General features: G+C 45.4%; 14 protein-coding genes. 1 reads left to right on the top strand and 13 read right to left on the bottom strand.

Annotation, left to right across the window (positions count from 1 at the left end; all coding sequences use genetic code 11):
• Positions 1 to 100: 100 nt before the first annotated feature.
• From secA to EL162_RS03775, 4 genes are all read right to left on the bottom strand, one after another.
• On the bottom strand, positions 101 to 2,890 hold the full coding sequence (gene secA, locus EL162_RS03790; protein ID WP_126330203.1) for a preprotein translocase subunit SecA: 2,790 nt from the start codon (positions 2,888 to 2,890) through the stop codon (positions 101 to 103).
• Between the two features lie 54 nt (positions 2,891 to 2,944).
• On the bottom strand, positions 2,945 to 3,142 hold the full coding sequence (locus EL162_RS03785; RefSeq protein WP_076554804.1) for a YqaE/Pmp3 family membrane protein: 198 nt from the start codon (positions 3,140 to 3,142) through the stop codon (positions 2,945 to 2,947).
• Positions 3,143 to 3,235: 93 nt separating this feature from the next.
• The gene (gene hemL, locus EL162_RS03780; RefSeq protein WP_126330201.1) at positions 3,236 to 4,537 is read right to left on the bottom strand and encodes a glutamate-1-semialdehyde 2,1-aminomutase; all 1,302 of its coding nucleotides are present in this window, start codon (positions 4,535 to 4,537) and stop codon (positions 3,236 to 3,238) included.
• Positions 4,538 to 4,615: 78 nt separating this feature from the next.
• The gene (locus EL162_RS03775; RefSeq protein ID WP_076554806.1) at positions 4,616 to 4,954 is read right to left on the bottom strand and encodes a zinc ribbon domain-containing protein YjdM; all 339 of its coding nucleotides are present in this window, start codon (positions 4,952 to 4,954) and stop codon (positions 4,616 to 4,618) included.
• A gap of 194 nt (positions 4,955 to 5,148) precedes the next feature.
• On the opposite strand from EL162_RS03775, the gene ygfZ reads away from it, so the two are divergent.
• A complete protein-coding gene (ygfZ, locus tag EL162_RS03770; RefSeq protein ID WP_126330199.1) occupies positions 5,149 to 5,856 on the top strand; it encodes a CAF17-like 4Fe-4S cluster assembly/insertion protein YgfZ in 708 nt (235 codons plus the stop codon).
• 41 nt (positions 5,857 to 5,897) lie between these two features.
• Here the strand turns inward: ygfZ and EL162_RS03765 are convergent, their stop codons facing one another.
• The 9 genes from EL162_RS03765 to rnc all read right to left on the bottom strand — a co-directional run bounded on the left by EL162_RS03765 (position 5,898) and on the right by rnc (position 15,090).
• Entirely contained in the window at positions 5,898 to 6,773 is an 876-nt protein-coding gene (locus tag EL162_RS03765) for a transporter associated domain-containing protein (RefSeq protein ID WP_076554808.1), read from the bottom strand.
• Positions 6,774 to 6,922: 149 nt separating this feature from the next.
• Complete coding sequence (locus EL162_RS03760) at positions 6,923 to 7,378, bottom strand: YcgN family cysteine cluster protein (RefSeq protein WP_126330198.1); 456 nt, start codon at positions 7,376 to 7,378, stop codon at positions 6,923 to 6,925.
• A 129-nt stretch (positions 7,379 to 7,507) separates the two neighbouring features.
• Positions 7,508 to 7,942 (bottom strand): large conductance mechanosensitive channel protein MscL, encoded by a 435-nt coding sequence (gene mscL, locus EL162_RS03755; RefSeq protein ID WP_076554810.1) that lies wholly within the window; start codon positions 7,940 to 7,942, stop codon positions 7,508 to 7,510.
• Between the two features lie 198 nt (positions 7,943 to 8,140).
• On the bottom strand, positions 8,141 to 9,985 hold the full coding sequence (gene typA, locus EL162_RS03750; protein ID WP_076554811.1) for a translational GTPase TypA: 1,845 nt from the start codon (positions 9,983 to 9,985) through the stop codon (positions 8,141 to 8,143).
• A 146-nt stretch (positions 9,986 to 10,131) separates the two neighbouring features.
• Positions 10,132 to 11,343, bottom strand: a complete 1,212-nt coding sequence (locus EL162_RS03745) for an OmpA family protein (RefSeq protein WP_126330196.1) — start codon at positions 11,341 to 11,343, stop codon at positions 10,132 to 10,134.
• Between the two features lie 252 nt (positions 11,344 to 11,595).
• Positions 11,596 to 12,330: a pyridoxine 5'-phosphate synthase gene (locus EL162_RS03740; RefSeq protein ID WP_126330194.1), complete on the bottom strand. Its 735-nt coding sequence runs from the start codon at positions 12,328 to 12,330 to the stop codon at positions 11,596 to 11,598.
• A gap of 16 nt (positions 12,331 to 12,346) precedes the next feature.
• Positions 12,347 to 13,135: a DNA repair protein RecO gene (recO, locus tag EL162_RS03735; RefSeq protein WP_126330192.1), complete on the bottom strand. Its 789-nt coding sequence runs from the start codon at positions 13,133 to 13,135 to the stop codon at positions 12,347 to 12,349.
• Positions 13,136 to 13,304: 169 nt separating this feature from the next.
• The gene (gene era, locus EL162_RS03730) at positions 13,305 to 14,309 is read right to left on the bottom strand and encodes a GTPase Era (protein WP_227543433.1); all 1,005 of its coding nucleotides are present in this window, start codon (positions 14,307 to 14,309) and stop codon (positions 13,305 to 13,307) included.
• 25 nt (positions 14,310 to 14,334) lie between these two features.
• The gene (gene rnc, locus EL162_RS03725) at positions 14,335 to 15,090 is read right to left on the bottom strand and encodes a ribonuclease III (protein ID WP_227543432.1); all 756 of its coding nucleotides are present in this window, start codon (positions 15,088 to 15,090) and stop codon (positions 14,335 to 14,337) included.
• Between the last annotated feature and the right edge of the window lie 7 nt (positions 15,091 to 15,097).

The raw sequence follows: 15,097 nt of genomic DNA, 5'->3' as shown, positions 1-15,097 counted from the left end.
TTAACAAATCAGCCACAAGCCGATGATATAACCAGTATAACACAGTTATTATACACAACTTCAACAAGTTGGTTACAATAACTTACTGCAATCTATACGCTTAGCTTAATTTGCCGTGGCATTGCTTGTATTTTAAGCCAGAACCACAAGGGCATGGTGCATTGCGATTGATATGTTCAGGTATCACCAAGTCATCATCTGCAACCATCGGTTGTGCTTGCTGACTGCCAGCTCCCAAAGATACTGTCATGCGTTGCATGGCTGGTGCTTGTCTTAGCTCAGGGTCTGGTGTCAGACTGCCGTCCAGATTTAGCTCATTATGCTCAAACATCATACGCATCTGCTCAGCCTGCTCGCGGCGTTGTTCCTCAAGTGCTGCCAGCTCTTCAGGCGTTGGCACATGAACTCTTGCCAAATCCTGCACCACATCAGATTTTATCGCACCCAGCATGGATTGGAACAGCTCAAACGATTCTCGCTTGTATTCTTGCTCGGGGTTTTTTTGGGCATAGCTACGCAAATGAATGCCCTTGCGTAACTGATCCATCTGGGTCAGATGCTCTTTCCAGTGGCGATCAAGGCTCTGTAGCATAAAATGACGCTCCAGCTGAGCTGCTGCCTCTTCACCCATTTGCTCACGGCGTGCCTGATAACGATCAATTGCGGTTTGGATAATTTTTTTACGCAAACCATCTTCGTCCAAACGGCGATCCGCATCAAGCCAATCATTGATCGGCATATAAAAACGAAATGCCTCCTCAATCTCATCTTCTAGCCCATCAATGTTCCATTGATCATCAACCGACCCTGGTGGTACGAATTGATCAATCAAGGCATTGTACACCTCATGGTGCATGGCTTTTAGACTGTCTTGCAAATCAAGCTTGGCAAGCAAATCATCACGCTGACTGTAGATAACTTTACGCTGCTCATTGGCAATATCATCATATTTTAATAGGCTTTTGCGAGCATCAAAATCACGAGCCTCAACCTTGCCCTGTGCCCCTTCAATTGAACGAGATACCATCTTATGTTCAATCGCTTCGTCTTCTTTTAGCCCCATCGCACGGAACATATTGGTAATGCGATCGCCTGCAAAAATACGCATCAAATCATCTTCTAGCGACAAGAAAAAGCGTGATTGACCTGGGTCGCCCTGACGACCTGCACGCCCGCGTAGCTGGTTATCAATACGGCGAGACTCATGGCGTTCTGAACCAATAATATGCAGACCACCTGCCGCCAAAACCGCCTCGTGTCGCTGTTGCCATGCAGCTTGTGCTTGTGCACGCATCTCATCGCTGACCTCTGGATATTGCTCAAGCTCCGCCTGCCAATTGCCCCCTAGGATAATATCCGTACCACGACCTGCCATGTTGGTGGCAATGGTAACCGCCTTTGGTCTGCCAGCTTGTGCGATAATATCCGCCTCTCGCTCATGCTGTTTGGCATTTAAGACATTATGCTTGATGCCTTCTTGATTGAGCAAATAAGACAACTCCTCAGAAGCCTCAATGGTTGCAGTACCCACCAGCACAGGTGCACCTTTTTCGGTGATTTGTTTGATTTCACGGATAATGCCTTGATATTTACCCAATTTGGTCAAGAAAATCTGATCGTCCATATCAACACGAGCGATTGGACGATGCGTTGGGATAATTACCACATCAAGATTATAGGTGGATTTTAGCTCAGCAGCTTCGGTGTCGGCAGTACCTGTCATGCCAGAGAGCTTGTCATACAGGCGAAAATAATTCTGGAAAGTGGTGGTTGCCATTGTCTGGTTTTCGGCTTGGATTTCCACCCCTTCTTTTGCCTCAACCGCTTGGTGCAAGCCATCAGACCAACGGCGGCCCGGCATGGTGCGACCAGTGTTTTCATCAACAATAATCACCTCGCCGTCTTGGACGATATAATGAATGTTTTTGACAAATAAATGATGTGCACGAATCGCCGCTTGTGCATGAGCCAGCAAAGGCAGACGAGCAGGACTGTATAGGCTTTCATTTTCGCCAAGCTCGCCAACTTCTATTAAGAATTTCTCAATCTTCTCATAGCCTTTTTCGCTGATTTCAATGGTGCGGTTTTTTTCGTCAATCCAAAAATCACCTTCGCGGTTTTCTTTGTTCGCCTCTTCGTCCTGCGAACGCACCAGTCGCTCAACAATCTTATCAATCAGTGCATACAGATGGGCAGAATCCTCAGCTTGACCTGAGATAATCAGTGGTGTGCGAGCCTCATCGATTAAAATAGAGTCAATCTCATCAATGATACAGTAGTTCAGTGGTCGTTGCTTTTTTTCAGATAAGCTAAACACCATATTATCACGAAGATAATCAAAACCATACTCATTGTTGGTGCCATAAGTAATGTCAGCACGATAAGCGGCAAATTTCTCTTGGGGCATTTGCTGGCTATAAATCACCCCCACAGTCAAGCCCAAGAACTCAAACAAGGGACGGTTTAGCTCGGCATCACGCCCTGCCAGATAATCATTGACAGTAACAACATGCACGCCCTTGCCACTGATGGCGTTAAGATAAATCGCCAGCGTTGCCATCAAGGTCTTGCCCTCGCCTGTTTTCATTTCGGCGATTTTGCCCTCATGCAATGTCATGCCACCGATAAGCTGCACATCATAATGACGCATGCCATTGACACGCTTTGATGCTTCACGACAAACCGCAAAAGCCTCTGGCAAGATGCTATCTAAGTCCTCTCCGCCATTATAACGACTCTTAAACTCTTCGGTTTTTTGACGCAACTGTTCATCAGACAGTGTCTGAATGCTCGGCTCAAAGGCGTTGATTTTATCAACCACCTTACGCATTCGCTTAAGTTCTCGTTCGTTTTTTGTACCGATGATTGTGCTGACAATTTTTGTAAACATACTAAATTTTCCGTAAAATGGAAATTATCCATGATAAAACTAGCAAAATACCGCTTATTGCTGGTGCATTTTTTGTAACTTCTTGAGTTTTTGGTCAGTTTTATATTGACTTAACGCATACACCGACCAAATGGTTGCTGGCAACCAGCCAACCAATGTCATCTGTAAAATCAAACAAATCACACCCGAAATTGGACGACCAATGGTAAAAAACTGCAACCAAGGCAACAAAAATGCCAACAATAAACGCATAAATAATCTCTGTGTTCAATTTAATTTTAATAACAGACCCTTTATCAGTTATAAGGGTCTTTGTAACAAAATCAAGTCGCCGACTGTACAGGCTTATAATTTGGCAAAGGCTCGCATGGCAGCAGCGATGGTGCGATCCAAATCCTCATAGCTATGTGCCGATGACATAAATGCCGCCTCAAATGCCGATGGTGCCAAATATACGCCTTCATCAAGCATGGCGTGGAAAAATTTGGCGAATTTTTTGGTATCGCAATTTGCTGCCACTTCATTGAAGTTCTGTGGCAATGACTCGGCAAAGAATAGCCCAAACATACCGCCTACCGAACAAGTCTGCAATGCCACGCCTTGTTTGGCTGCAGCTTTTGTTAGCCCTTCTAATAAATATTGAGTTTTTTTGCTTAATTCATCATAAAAACCATCAACAAGCAACTCATCAAACATCGCCTTGCCAGCACGCATTGCCAGCGGATTACCAGACAAAGTTCCTGCCTGATACACACCACCCGTTGGTGCGATATGCTCCATAATCTCTCGCTTGCCGCCAAACGCCCCAACAGGCAGTCCTGCACCGATAATCTTACCAAATGTCGTCAAATCAGGCGTAATGCCAAAATACGCCTGTGCCCCACCGAGCCCAACACGAAATCCTGTCATCACCTCATCAAAAATCAGCACCACGCCATGCTTGGTGCAAAGCTCTCGCAGCGTTTCGTGAAATTGCTTGCTTGGGATAATCATGTTCATATTGCCAGCAATCGGCTCTAAAATCACACAAGCCAGCGAGTCGCCAAAACGCTCAAAACACGCCTGCAATGCCTCAATATCATTATATGGCAAGGTCAAAGTATGTTTGGCAAAATCCGCTGGCACGCCTTTTGAAGTTGGCTCGCCAATGTCCAGCATGCCTGAACCTGCCTTGACAAGCAGGCTATCGGAATGCCCGTGATAACAGCCCTCAAACTTGACAATCTTATCACGCCCTGTATAACCTCTTGCCAAGCGAATTGCCGACATGGTTGCCTCTGTGCCTGATGACACCATGCGTATCAGCTCAATGCTTGGGATAATTTGAGCAATCAAATCTGCCATCGTGGTTTCGGACGGCGTTGGTGCACCAAATGACAGACCGTCCTCTGCGGCAGCCTTCACCGCATCAATAACCGCATCATGAGCATGACCCAAAATCATCGGCCCCCATGAGCCAACATAATCAATATAGGGCTTGTCTTGGGTATCGTAGATATACGCACCTTTGGCACGAGCAACAAAGACAGGCACACCGCCCACCCCTGCAAAGGCACGCACAGGCGAATTAACACCCCCTGCGATATGGCGTTTGGCTTGTGCAAATAGCTGCTCATTGATTGTATTGGTATGCACAGATTGGCTCATGTTTTGCTCTTTTTAACTAATTGTAATCTTTGACGACCAACCACACAAGATGGATTTGTCGCCGTGTTGCATGAGAATTTAGGCTTTTTTGACAACGCTGGATTTGAGTTTCATTGCCCCAAAACCGTCAATTTTGCAATCAATATCATGGTCATCTGGTGCATCATAAATCAAGCGAATTGATTTAACCTTTGTGCCAACCTTGATTGGCGTGCTTGACCCTTTGACTTTTAAATCCTTAATAACAGTTACCGCATCGCCATCAGCAAGTACATTGCCAACAGCATCTTTAATCACAGGCAACTCATCAGAAACCTCGCCGTCTTGCCACTCATGGCTGCACATGGGGCAAATAAATAATGCACCATCAACATAAGTATAATCTTCGCTGCACTTGGGGCAAATTGGCAAACTCATAACACACCTGCTACTGTATTAACTTGGGGAAATTTGTCGCCTATTGTAACCGATTTTGACCAAAAATTGTTGCACGCTTTGGCTTTTCGTACAAAATTTTAACACTTTTTGATAAAATTCCCCTATAATGACCTATCAAAACACGATGGCAGACGCTCCATCTGACAAAATTAAGCAAATTCCAAGAGAAACCGATGAGTGATTTTTGTTATTTTAGCCTGACAGGCAACGATGGCGAAAAATTTTTGCAAGACCAAGTTACCGCCGATGTCCAAAAACTCAGCCCCTTGTTTACACCCACAGCAATTTGTAATTTGGCAGGGCGAGTGCAATTTGGTCTATGGCTACAAAAACTTGATGCTGGCTTTGGTATCGTAATCAGTGCCGATTTGGCAACGCAATTTGCCAATCATATCAAAAAATACGGTGCATTTTCTAAGATTGAGCTATCGCAACCTACGCCTATTTATCCTTGTATTTGGCAGGATATGCCAAGTTTTGCCGCTATTGACCATCAACAACAAAATGACTGGCGAAAGCTAAGCATTGCTCAGGGCAACTATTGGCTAAGCCAAGCCACCAGCGAGATTTTTCAGCCTCAAGAATTGCGACTGCACCAACGAGGTGGTGTGGCGTATGACAAAGGCTGCTATCTGGGGCAAGAAGTGGTTGCACGCTTGTACTTTAAATCCAAGCCAAAGGCCTACTTGCACCGTGTGGCAGGCAAGGGAGCAGTGCCACAAGCGGGTGATAAATTGGACAAAATCACCATCGTCAATGCGATAGCAGCCCAGATGGGCTACGAGGCATTGGTTGTGGCACGGCCAGAGGATATTTTGGCAAGCTCGCTGGAACTTTTGCCACTGCCCGAAGCACTACAGACTGATGTTGGACGGGAATAATTAAAATAAAACAGGTTCATGCAGAACCTGTTTTTTAAGTGTCAGTCATCATGCGTTTCGCTTTGTGGCATTAAGACCAGCTCTAGCAGGTGAATAAACCTGCCCTCAACATCAACCACCGTGATTTGCCAGTCGTCAATTTGCACCACTTCGCCCTCAAGTCGCCCAACAGAGCCCAATGCTTGCATGACCAAGCCACCCATCGTATCAACATCAGCATCATCAAAATGACTGCCCAAGATTTCGTTGCAATCACTAATCAAAGTTGAGGCTTGCACCAACCAAACGCCCGCCTTGTCAGGGTGTGGTATGATATTGTTAATGTCGCTATCTTCATCAATATCGTCATGCTCATCGACAATATCGCCAACGATTTCTTCAAGCAAATCCTCCATCGTAACCACGCCAGAGACCGAGCCAAATTCATCAACCACGATCGCCATATGCACTTGGGCTTTTTGCAGTGAGCGAAGCAATGTATCAGAGCGAGCCGTTTCGCTAATATACAGTGGCTTGCGGACAATGTCTGCAAGTTTTAAGGGTGTATCTTCGCCATCGGCTTTTGATTTTAGCAATGGAATTAAGTCCTTGACAAGCAAAATCCCCACGACGGCATTATCGTCCAAACTGTCAAACACAGGATAACGAGAATGCTCAGTCTTTAGCACCACCGACAAAATATCAGCCAAATCATCATCGCTTGCCACAGCGTGTACTTGAGGGCGTGGTGTCATAATCTCACGCACTTGGGTGGCAGGCAAATCAAGCACCCCCTCCAACATATCCACCGTGTCAGGCTCCAAAAATTGACGCGAATCCTGCACCAATTTTAACAAATCATCTCGGGTCTCTGGTGCTGTTGATAGCCACCTTTTTAACCCACGCATTGACCAACTGCTCGAACCGTCATCAGACATAACAAGTGTAATTTAACCTCGCATTATCAATAAGGCACATTGCCGATTTTGTACAATGTAACGCATTGATGGTAATTATTCAAGAGATTTTATTCATCTGGGTCAAAATTATTGCTTTTCTTGGCATTGCCTCACGGTGATTTGTTTGGCTAAATTTTCACCCATCGCACCACCCTTTCTTCAATCGCGGCTTCATCAAATTCCAACTCGCTGACACAGCGACCAGCGACAGAGTATTTGGCAAACTGTGCTTGATGCTGCGTTGTACCATGCAGCAATCTATGCCAACTGGGCAATTTTTGTCCCAAATACAAGCGCTTATAGGCACAATGGCGGGGCAACCACAGCATCTGTGGCAACATATCTGCCGTCAAGCGGATACAGTCTGGTACGACACTTTGGCGGTTTGGATAATTACTGCACTGCCCTGTCTGACAATCAAGCAACTGGCAAGCAACATCTGTATATTCGGTAAACCGCACTTGCTCATCGTCCAAAAATTTTACCAAACAACACACGCCACAACCATCGCACAACGCTTCCCATTCGTCATCAAAAAGCTCATGCAGTGGGTATTTTTCCCAAAATTTTGGACGCATTGTCATATTGCTAAGCTCATTTTAGGCATTTTGCCAACACCATTGTTCATGATAATCCTACACAAATCTTGGCACAAACCGACCATCAATGCCCACAATCAAAAACCCCTGATACCGCAGCATCAAGGGTTTGGGTTATTTGCGTTCGCCCAGTTTGGCACTGATTTCACGCAACAGTAGCACTTCTTCTGATGGCTCTTCGGGTGCTGCTGGCTCTTCTGATTTGCGGCGTAGATGATTCATGCCTTTTACCATCATAAAGATAATAAACGCCAAAATGATAAAATTAATCACCACAGTGATAAAACTACCATAGGCAAGCATTGGTGCACCTGCTTCTTTTAGTGCGTCATAAGTGGCTGGTACGCCTGCTGGTGCATCGCCCAACAAAATGTACATATTTTTAAAGTCAAGCTCGCCGCCCATGATAAACGATACGATTGGCATAATTACATCTTCAACCAAAGAAGTTGTGATTTTGCCAAATGCCGCACCAATAATGACACCGACTGCCAAATCCATTACATTGCCTTTTAGGGCAAACTCTTTAAACTCTTGAATCATGCTCATGATAATCACTCGATTTGTTTGATAATAAAAAGACCCAATCCTTGTCAGACTGGGTATGGCGTCCAGACCAGCACGCCATAAATTTTGCGTAATTTTAGCACAGCTTTGTCAATCAACTGTAGCATTTGATAGCAAGTGTGTAAACTATTGTTAATTAATCTTAATCAATTAACGCTACCCACTTGCCATCAGATTGTCTTAGTCTTTTTTACGACCAAAACGCTTGCGTTCATTCTCGGTCAGATAACGCTTGCGAATACGGATTGACTTTGGCGTTACCTCAACCAACTCGTCATCTTCAATAAATTCCAGTGCCTGCTCAAGCGTGTATTCCAACGCAGGTGTCAGGATAATGGCATCATCAGAGCCACTGGCACGGATATTGGTCAGCTGTTTGGCTTTGGTTGGATTGACCACCATGTCATCAGAACGAGAATTAATCCCGATAATCATGCCCTCATAAACCTCAAGCTGTGGCTTGGCAAACAAGCGGCCACGCTCCTGCAAACTAAACAAAGCATAGGCAAGGCAAGTACCTGTTACCATGGATACCAGCACGCCATTTTGTCGCTTGGCAACTGTGCCTTCTTTGGCGGCACCATAATGGCTAAAACTTGAGGTCATGATGCCTGTGCCTGAAGTCATCGTTAAAAATGCTGAACGAAAACCAATCAGCCCACGAGAAGGAACGGTTGCTTCGATGCGGATACGACCCTTGCCATCAACCTCCATATTGGTCAAATCACCCTTGCGGTTGCCCATCTCTTGCATTACTGCCCCTTGGTGCTGCTCTTCAACATCAAAGGTAACATTTTCATAAGGCTCGCACATCACGCCGTCAATCTCTTTCATGATGACCTGAGGGCGAGACACGCCCAGCTCAAAGCCTTCTCGACGCATATTCTCAATCAACACTGACAAATGCAGCTCACCACGACCAGAGACTTTGAATTTCTCTGGGCTGTCGGTATCTTCGACACGCAATGCCACATTATGAATCAGCTCACGATCAAGGCGTTCACGAATGTTGCGTGAGGTAACAAACTTGCCTTCTTTACCTGCAAATGGCGAATCATTGACCTGAAAAGTCATCGATACCGTTGGCTCATCAACCGACAAGGCTGGCAACGCCTCAACATGGGCAGGGTCGCAGATGGTATCTGAAATATTCAGTGCGTCAATTCCAGTAATGCACACGATATCGCCTGCTTGTGCCGAATCAACATCAATCCGCTCCAAGCCATGATAGCCCATGATTTTTAGAATTCTGCCATTACGCTTGTTGCCATCTTTGTCAATCACGGTAACAGGCGTGTTGGTTTTTACCGAGCCTCGCTGAATGCGTCCAACTCCAATAACACCAACAAAGCTGTTATAATCCAGGCTTGAGATTTGCATTTGGAATGGCCCATCAACATCAACCTTGGGTGGCTCAACGATATCAACAATCGTCTCAAATAACGGGGTCATGTCATCTGCCAAAGCGTCAGGCTCTAGCCCTGCAATGCCGTTAATTCCTGATGCGTAAACAATCGGAAAATCCAGCTGCTCATCGGTTGCATCTAGGCTATCAAACAAATCAAATACCTGATCAATCACCCAGTCAGCACGGGCTGCTGGCTTGTCAATTTTGTTAATCACCACAATGGGTTTTAGCCCTCGTGCGAATGCCTTTTGGGTTACAAAGCGAGTTTGTGGCATTGGGCCTTCTTGGCTATCAACCAACAACAAGACACAATCAACCATTGACATCACACGCTCAACTTCACCACCAAAGTCAGCATGGCCCGGTGTATCGACAATGTTAATGCGGTATTCGGTATTACTGCGTTTGTCCGTCCATTTAATGGCTGTGTTTTTTGCCAAAATGGTGATGCCTCGCTCACTTTCTAATGCGTTTGAATCCATCACTCGTTCGATTTCGCCCGAACGGTCGCCCAATGCACCCGATTGTTGTAATAATTTATCCACCAAAGTGGTTTTGCCGTGGTCAACGTGAGCAATAATTGCGATATTACGCAAGTGCTTGATGTCATTTGCCATAAATACTCATTAATTCATAAAGATAGAAAAATAAAAAACCGCCCATTATACCACATTGCCAGCTATTATTAAAGTCAGCCTGCTTAAGTTTATGCACAAAAAAGCCACCCCAGTGGAGTGGCTTTTGAACTAACCAAAGCTAAGTATTATTGTACTACCATGTCTTTGGTTTGGTTCACAGTGGTAGTCTTAGTACCAGTGATAACCGCTTCTACGCGACGGTTCATTGCACGACCTTCAGCAGTGTCGTTTGGAGCGATTGGGCGGTCAAAGCCATAACCAACAGCATTTAGGCGAGTTGGAGCAACGCCAAATTCGTTAGTTAGCATAGACTTCACAGCGTTCGCACGAGCTTCAGATAGACGCTGGTTGTAGCGTGCATTTGAGCGAGCAGATTCACGAGATGCGTGGCCTTCGATTACAGCAGTTGCGTTCGGGAATTCACGCATTTGTGCAGCAACTTTTGCAACTTCTTCACGATATTGTGGCTTGATTGCTGACTTGTCATAATCAAAGAATACACGCAATTCTTGACGCAATTCTTCTACCAAGTTTACTTGTACTGGGCAGCCGCGAGCATCAACAACAGTATTAGCTTCGGTACCTGGGCAAGCGTCTAGATGATCTGGCACACCATCACGGTCAGTATCAACGATACGATCTTCAACAACAACAGCTGCTGGCTTAACAGGAGCTACTGGCTCTTGTACTGGAGCTACTGGTACCACAGGTGCCAAGCGACCACCTAGAGTTACCTCTAGACCTGCCAAAGCAAGACCTTCCCACCAGTCGTTGTCAAAGTTGTGAATACCACGAACTTCACCACGAAGTGCCAATGCATCATTTACCAAGTAACGAGCACCTAGACCGATGTTACCGATGGTGTCTTTTGACTCTTTAAGCTCTTGGCCATTTACTTTGTCTTCGATTTTGATTTTTGATTGGCCAGCACCAACCAATACATAAGGCTTGAACTTAGTTGCTGGGTTGTAGCCAGTGAACTGCTCTGTGCCGATCAAGAAGTTACCGCTGATGGTTTGTTGCTTAGCATCTGCTGCCCAAGCTGGCACTTCATTGCCATTAACAGAATAGTTTGCATCAGTGTTTGATACGCCGTATTCAACTTGGAACTGAGTTGATGGAGTAAGCTCTAGACCAAGAGCTGCACCAGTCCACAAATCGTTGTCTAGTGCATAGCCTACTTTTTCATCACCGTCAAAAGTTTTACGCTGTGCGTCTGCTGCTTCGTCAGTGTAATGATAGCCTAGCAATAGTGGGCTAACGGTAACACCTGCTTGAGCAGCAACTGGTGCTGCAACAGCAGCAATCACTGCAAGAGCGATTTTATTAAATTTCATAAATTCCTCCAAGGAGTGGTTGGTTTTTAAAGATTACCATGCGTATTGTAGCATAGCCAGCCAGTTTCTGACAATAATCTGTTACAATTTTTTTATGATTATCAGCATGATTGGTGATAAACCCTACTGGCTGATTGATTTATGGGTGTAGCTTAACTGCAAAACTTAGCAATGGCAACTACTTTTTGTGAAAAACTACATAACCATTACACAAAAATCATATTTGTTTACAATTTTTTGGTTGCTGAACGCTTAAGTTGCCGAAAATGCCGCTTTCATCGCCTGCACTGCCTTCTCCAGACCCATAAAAACAGCGTCAGCAATCAAGGCATGGCCAATATTTAGCTCATGAATTCCCTCAATCTGTGCGATAGCAGCCACATTATCACGAGTCAGCCCATGCCCTGCATTAATAAGCAGGTTGCTGCTACTGCGTACGTATGCCACCGCCTGTTCAATACGCCAAAGTTCAAAAGCTGTCTTGGCAGTATCATTTGCCAAAGTTGCGTGTGCATAGCTGCCTGTGTGCAATTCGATAGCGTCCGCTCCCAGTGCCATCGCTGCATCAATCTGTGGCAGATCAGGGTCAATAAACAACGACACTTGTATGCCTGCTTGTTGCAACTTGGCAACAAAAGCTGGCAAATCGGGCAAATTGACCACATCAAGCCCGCCTTCAGTGGTTAGCTCTTGGCGTTTTTCTGGTACAAGACAAACCCAAGCAGGACGCACTTTTAAGGCTATTGCCAACATTTCATCAGTAACCGCCATCTCAAGGTTCATGCGTGTGGTGAGCTTGTCTGCCATTTGATAAACATCATCATCTCGAATATGGCGACGATCCTCACGCAAATGCAAAGTAATGCCCGCTGCCCCTGCTTGCTCACAAATCAATGCTGCTTCCACAGGGCAAGGATAATCCACACCTCGTGCATTTCGCAAAGTGGCAACATGGTCAATATTCACGCCTAATAATGGTATGTTCATAAAATTCTCCACTTGCTTATTTTTCAGCCAAATAGCGTATGCTTTGTTGCCACAAGGTTCGGCTGTGCAGTGGTTGATAGTCCAACAAAAAGTCCACCAACTGCTTTTGAATTTGGCTGAATTGATCCAAATACGCCACCGAAGTCTCGTCAGACAAGCTGTCTGCCATTTGTATAATTTCTTTGCCAGCAAATCTTGCACGGCTGATTTTGGCATTTTGGCGAACGCCCTCAAGCACCGATACCTTGTCAGGCACAAAGCCCATCTGAGGGACGAATCGATACCACTGCTCAGCACAGATCGGCTCTGCCAAATAATCATTAATAAAATCAATCGCCACGCCAAGCTCAGCAAATAACGCTCGCTCAAAACCACGCAAATATACCCGCATTGCTTGCAATTCTTCGGCGACAGACAGCTGCATGGCATCTAGGGCGTATAATTTGACAGCGGTATTGTGGTATGCCTGCCATAACGCTGGGCAGGGATTTTCTATCGCCAATAACTTATACAGCACTTCATTAAGATAAAGCAGTGCATACTGCACGCGACCTTTGGGTATCTTGGTAAAACTTGGAGCCGTTATTGCATCAAAAGAGGCAGCAAAACCCAGCGTCAATTGCCCAAAACTTTTGAGCGTGCGTGTGCCAGTTGCCATCAGACAGATTGGCACAAACAGCGGCATGGCTCGTACGCCCACGCCATGCACCACCCCATGCTCATAAGAAAAAAACCGATAAATCGCTCGCTTTTCTTGGTAAGCCTTGGCGTGCAGAATATAACCATTAAGCAAAGATTGTTTCATTGTCTAAGGCTTGGAGTTGCTCAAATAAACTGACATGGCACATAATGTGTACACGCTAAGCCACCACTGACATTATCTAGCTTTATTCTTTTGCTAAAAGTGCAGCAATTATCACAAATTATTGCAAGCAGTAAATTGATGACTGGTAATCTAAGCCGCCCTGCTTGCATTAATAACCCAAGCTGTTTAATGCTCGCTCATCATCCGACCAGCCACGCTTGACTTTTACCCACAAGGTCAGCATGATTTTGCGATCAAACAACAGCTCCATATCCTTGCGTGCATCAATGCCAATCTGCTTAATGCGACTGCCTTTATCACCGATGACAATGCTCTTTTGCCCTGCTCGTTCAACAAAAATTGTCGCATCAATAAAAGTAACCGCACGCCGCCATTTGCCTGTTTCTGGGTCTTGGTGGGCAGGCTCGTCTTTAAAGGTATCAATCTGCACGGTCAAATCATACGGCACTTCATCGCCTGATTGTCGCATGATTTTTTCACGAATAATCTCCGATGCCAAAAAACGCTCGGAACGGTCTGTGATTTGCTCAGCATCAAAAATCGCCTCTCTTGCTGGCAGATATTCGGCAATAACCGTCTGTAATCTATCAAGGTTATGACGACGCAACGCTGACACAGGAACAATATCAGCAAAATCAAAACTGTCATTGAAACTATCAATCACTGGTAATAATTCGGACTTGTCTTTGATGGTGTCAGTTTTGTTAATCACCAAAATGACAGGCAGATTGGTCGCTGACAACTTCTCCAAAGTCAGCAAATCATCTTCACGCCACTGCAAGCCATTTACCACAAACAGCACCACATCAACATCGGACAGAGCAGAGATTGCCGCCTTGTTCATGCGTTCATTGATTGCACGCACTTCATTGGCGTGAATGCCGGGTGTATCAACAAAAACGATCTGCATATTTTCATCAGTTAAAATCCCGTGAATGCGATGGCGAGTGGTTTGGGGTTTGCGGCTGGTGATAGAAAGTTTTTGCCCCAATAAATGATTCATCAAGGTTGATTTGCCAACATTTGGACGACCAACAATCGCCACAAAGCCCGCCTTAAACACCGCATTGGTGGCTGGCTTTTTGTCAAAAAACGCCGAGATAACATCATCATTATCGGTTGTATCTGTGCTGTCGGCAGTCATATCAATCATACAATTCCTTGAAAAAGCGGTTGTGTTACAGTTTTAGGGCAAGTTTATTGAGCTGATTAATCATTAATTCAGCACATTTTTGTTCGGCAATGCGGCGACTGGCACCTGTTTCAACGACAGGTGCTACATTGGCGGTGGCAACACTGCATCTGACCTCAAAAATCTGATTAGGGGCATTGCCATGCGTTTGTAATAGCTCATAAGTCGGCAATGGCAAGCGATTGCCCTGTAGCAGCTCTTGTAGGCGTGATTTGGCATCTTTTAAGACCTGCTCTTGGCCAACTTCGTCAATCAAATCAGCATACCATGCAGTCACCATCTCGCCAACCAATTGACAGTCATCATTGTGAATATTGTCCAAATACACAGCAGCAATCAACGCCTCGACCGCATCTGCCAAAATTGATGCGCGATGGCGACCACCGCCCTTTCGCTCACCCACGCCCAAAATCAAATGCCGCGAAAGCTCAAGTTTGTCAGCGATACGCACCAGTGTCTCTTGTCGCACCAAAGTGGCACGCATACGAGTCAATTGACCTTCGTCATGATTTGGATAATGTAAAAATAACGCTCGTGCAATGATAAGTCCAAGCAGTGCATCACCCAAAAACTCAAGTCGCTCATAGCTGTTTTTTGGGTCATAGGAGCGGTGTGTTAATGCCTGCCGCAGCAAGGACACATCATTGAATTGATAGCCCAATTTGGCACACAAGACAGCCACCCCTTGTTCAAATTGGGCAAAATAAGGCTGCTGACTGATTTTACTAGAATTGGTATTCACACAATGC

Origin of the sequence: Moraxella cuniculi (assembly GCF_900637105.1) — a bacterium.
Lineage (GTDB): Bacteria > Pseudomonadota > Gammaproteobacteria > Pseudomonadales > Moraxellaceae > Moraxella > Moraxella cuniculi.
The sequence above is the reverse complement of the archived record's forward strand: the minus strand, read 5'-3'. Positions and strand labels throughout refer to the sequence as shown.

Excerpts from the sequence above, each read along its gene's own strand:
- secA (WP_126330203.1), bottom strand. The coding sequence starts at position 2,890 with ATGTTTACAAAAATTGTCAGCACAATCATCGGTACAAAAAACGAACGA.
- EL162_RS03775 (WP_076554806.1), bottom strand. The coding sequence starts at position 4,954 with ATGAGTTTGCCAATTTGCCCCAAGTGCAGCGAAGATTATACTTATGTT.
- EL162_RS03765 (WP_076554808.1), bottom strand. The coding sequence starts at position 6,773 with ATGTCTGATGACGGTTCGAGCAGTTGGTCAATGCGTGGGTTAAAAAGG.
- EL162_RS03760 (WP_126330198.1), bottom strand. The coding sequence starts at position 7,378 with ATGACAATGCGTCCAAAATTTTGGGAAAAATACCCACTGCATGAGCTT.
- recO (WP_126330192.1), bottom strand. The coding sequence starts at position 13,135 with ATGAAACAATCTTTGCTTAATGGTTATATTCTGCACGCCAAGGCTTAC.
- EL162_RS03745 (WP_126330196.1), bottom strand. The coding sequence starts at position 11,343 with ATGAAATTTAATAAAATCGCTCTTGCAGTGATTGCTGCTGTTGCAGCA.
- EL162_RS03740 (WP_126330194.1), bottom strand. The coding sequence starts at position 12,330 with ATGAACATACCATTATTAGGCGTGAATATTGACCATGTTGCCACTTTG.
- typA (WP_076554811.1), bottom strand. The coding sequence starts at position 9,985 with ATGGCAAATGACATCAAGCACTTGCGTAATATCGCAATTATTGCTCAC.
- mscL (WP_076554810.1), bottom strand. The coding sequence starts at position 7,942 with ATGAGCATGATTCAAGAGTTTAAAGAGTTTGCCCTAAAAGGCAATGTA.
- era (WP_227543433.1), bottom strand. The coding sequence starts at position 14,309 with ATGATTGATATGACTGCCGACAGCACAGATACAACCGATAATGATGAT.
- hemL (WP_126330201.1), bottom strand. The coding sequence starts at position 4,537 with ATGAGCCAATCTGTGCATACCAATACAATCAATGAGCAGCTATTTGCA.
- ygfZ (WP_126330199.1), top strand. The coding sequence starts at position 5,149 with ATGAGTGATTTTTGTTATTTTAGCCTGACAGGCAACGATGGCGAAAAA.
- EL162_RS03785 (WP_076554804.1), bottom strand. The coding sequence starts at position 3,142 with ATGCGTTTATTGTTGGCATTTTTGTTGCCTTGGTTGCAGTTTTTTACC.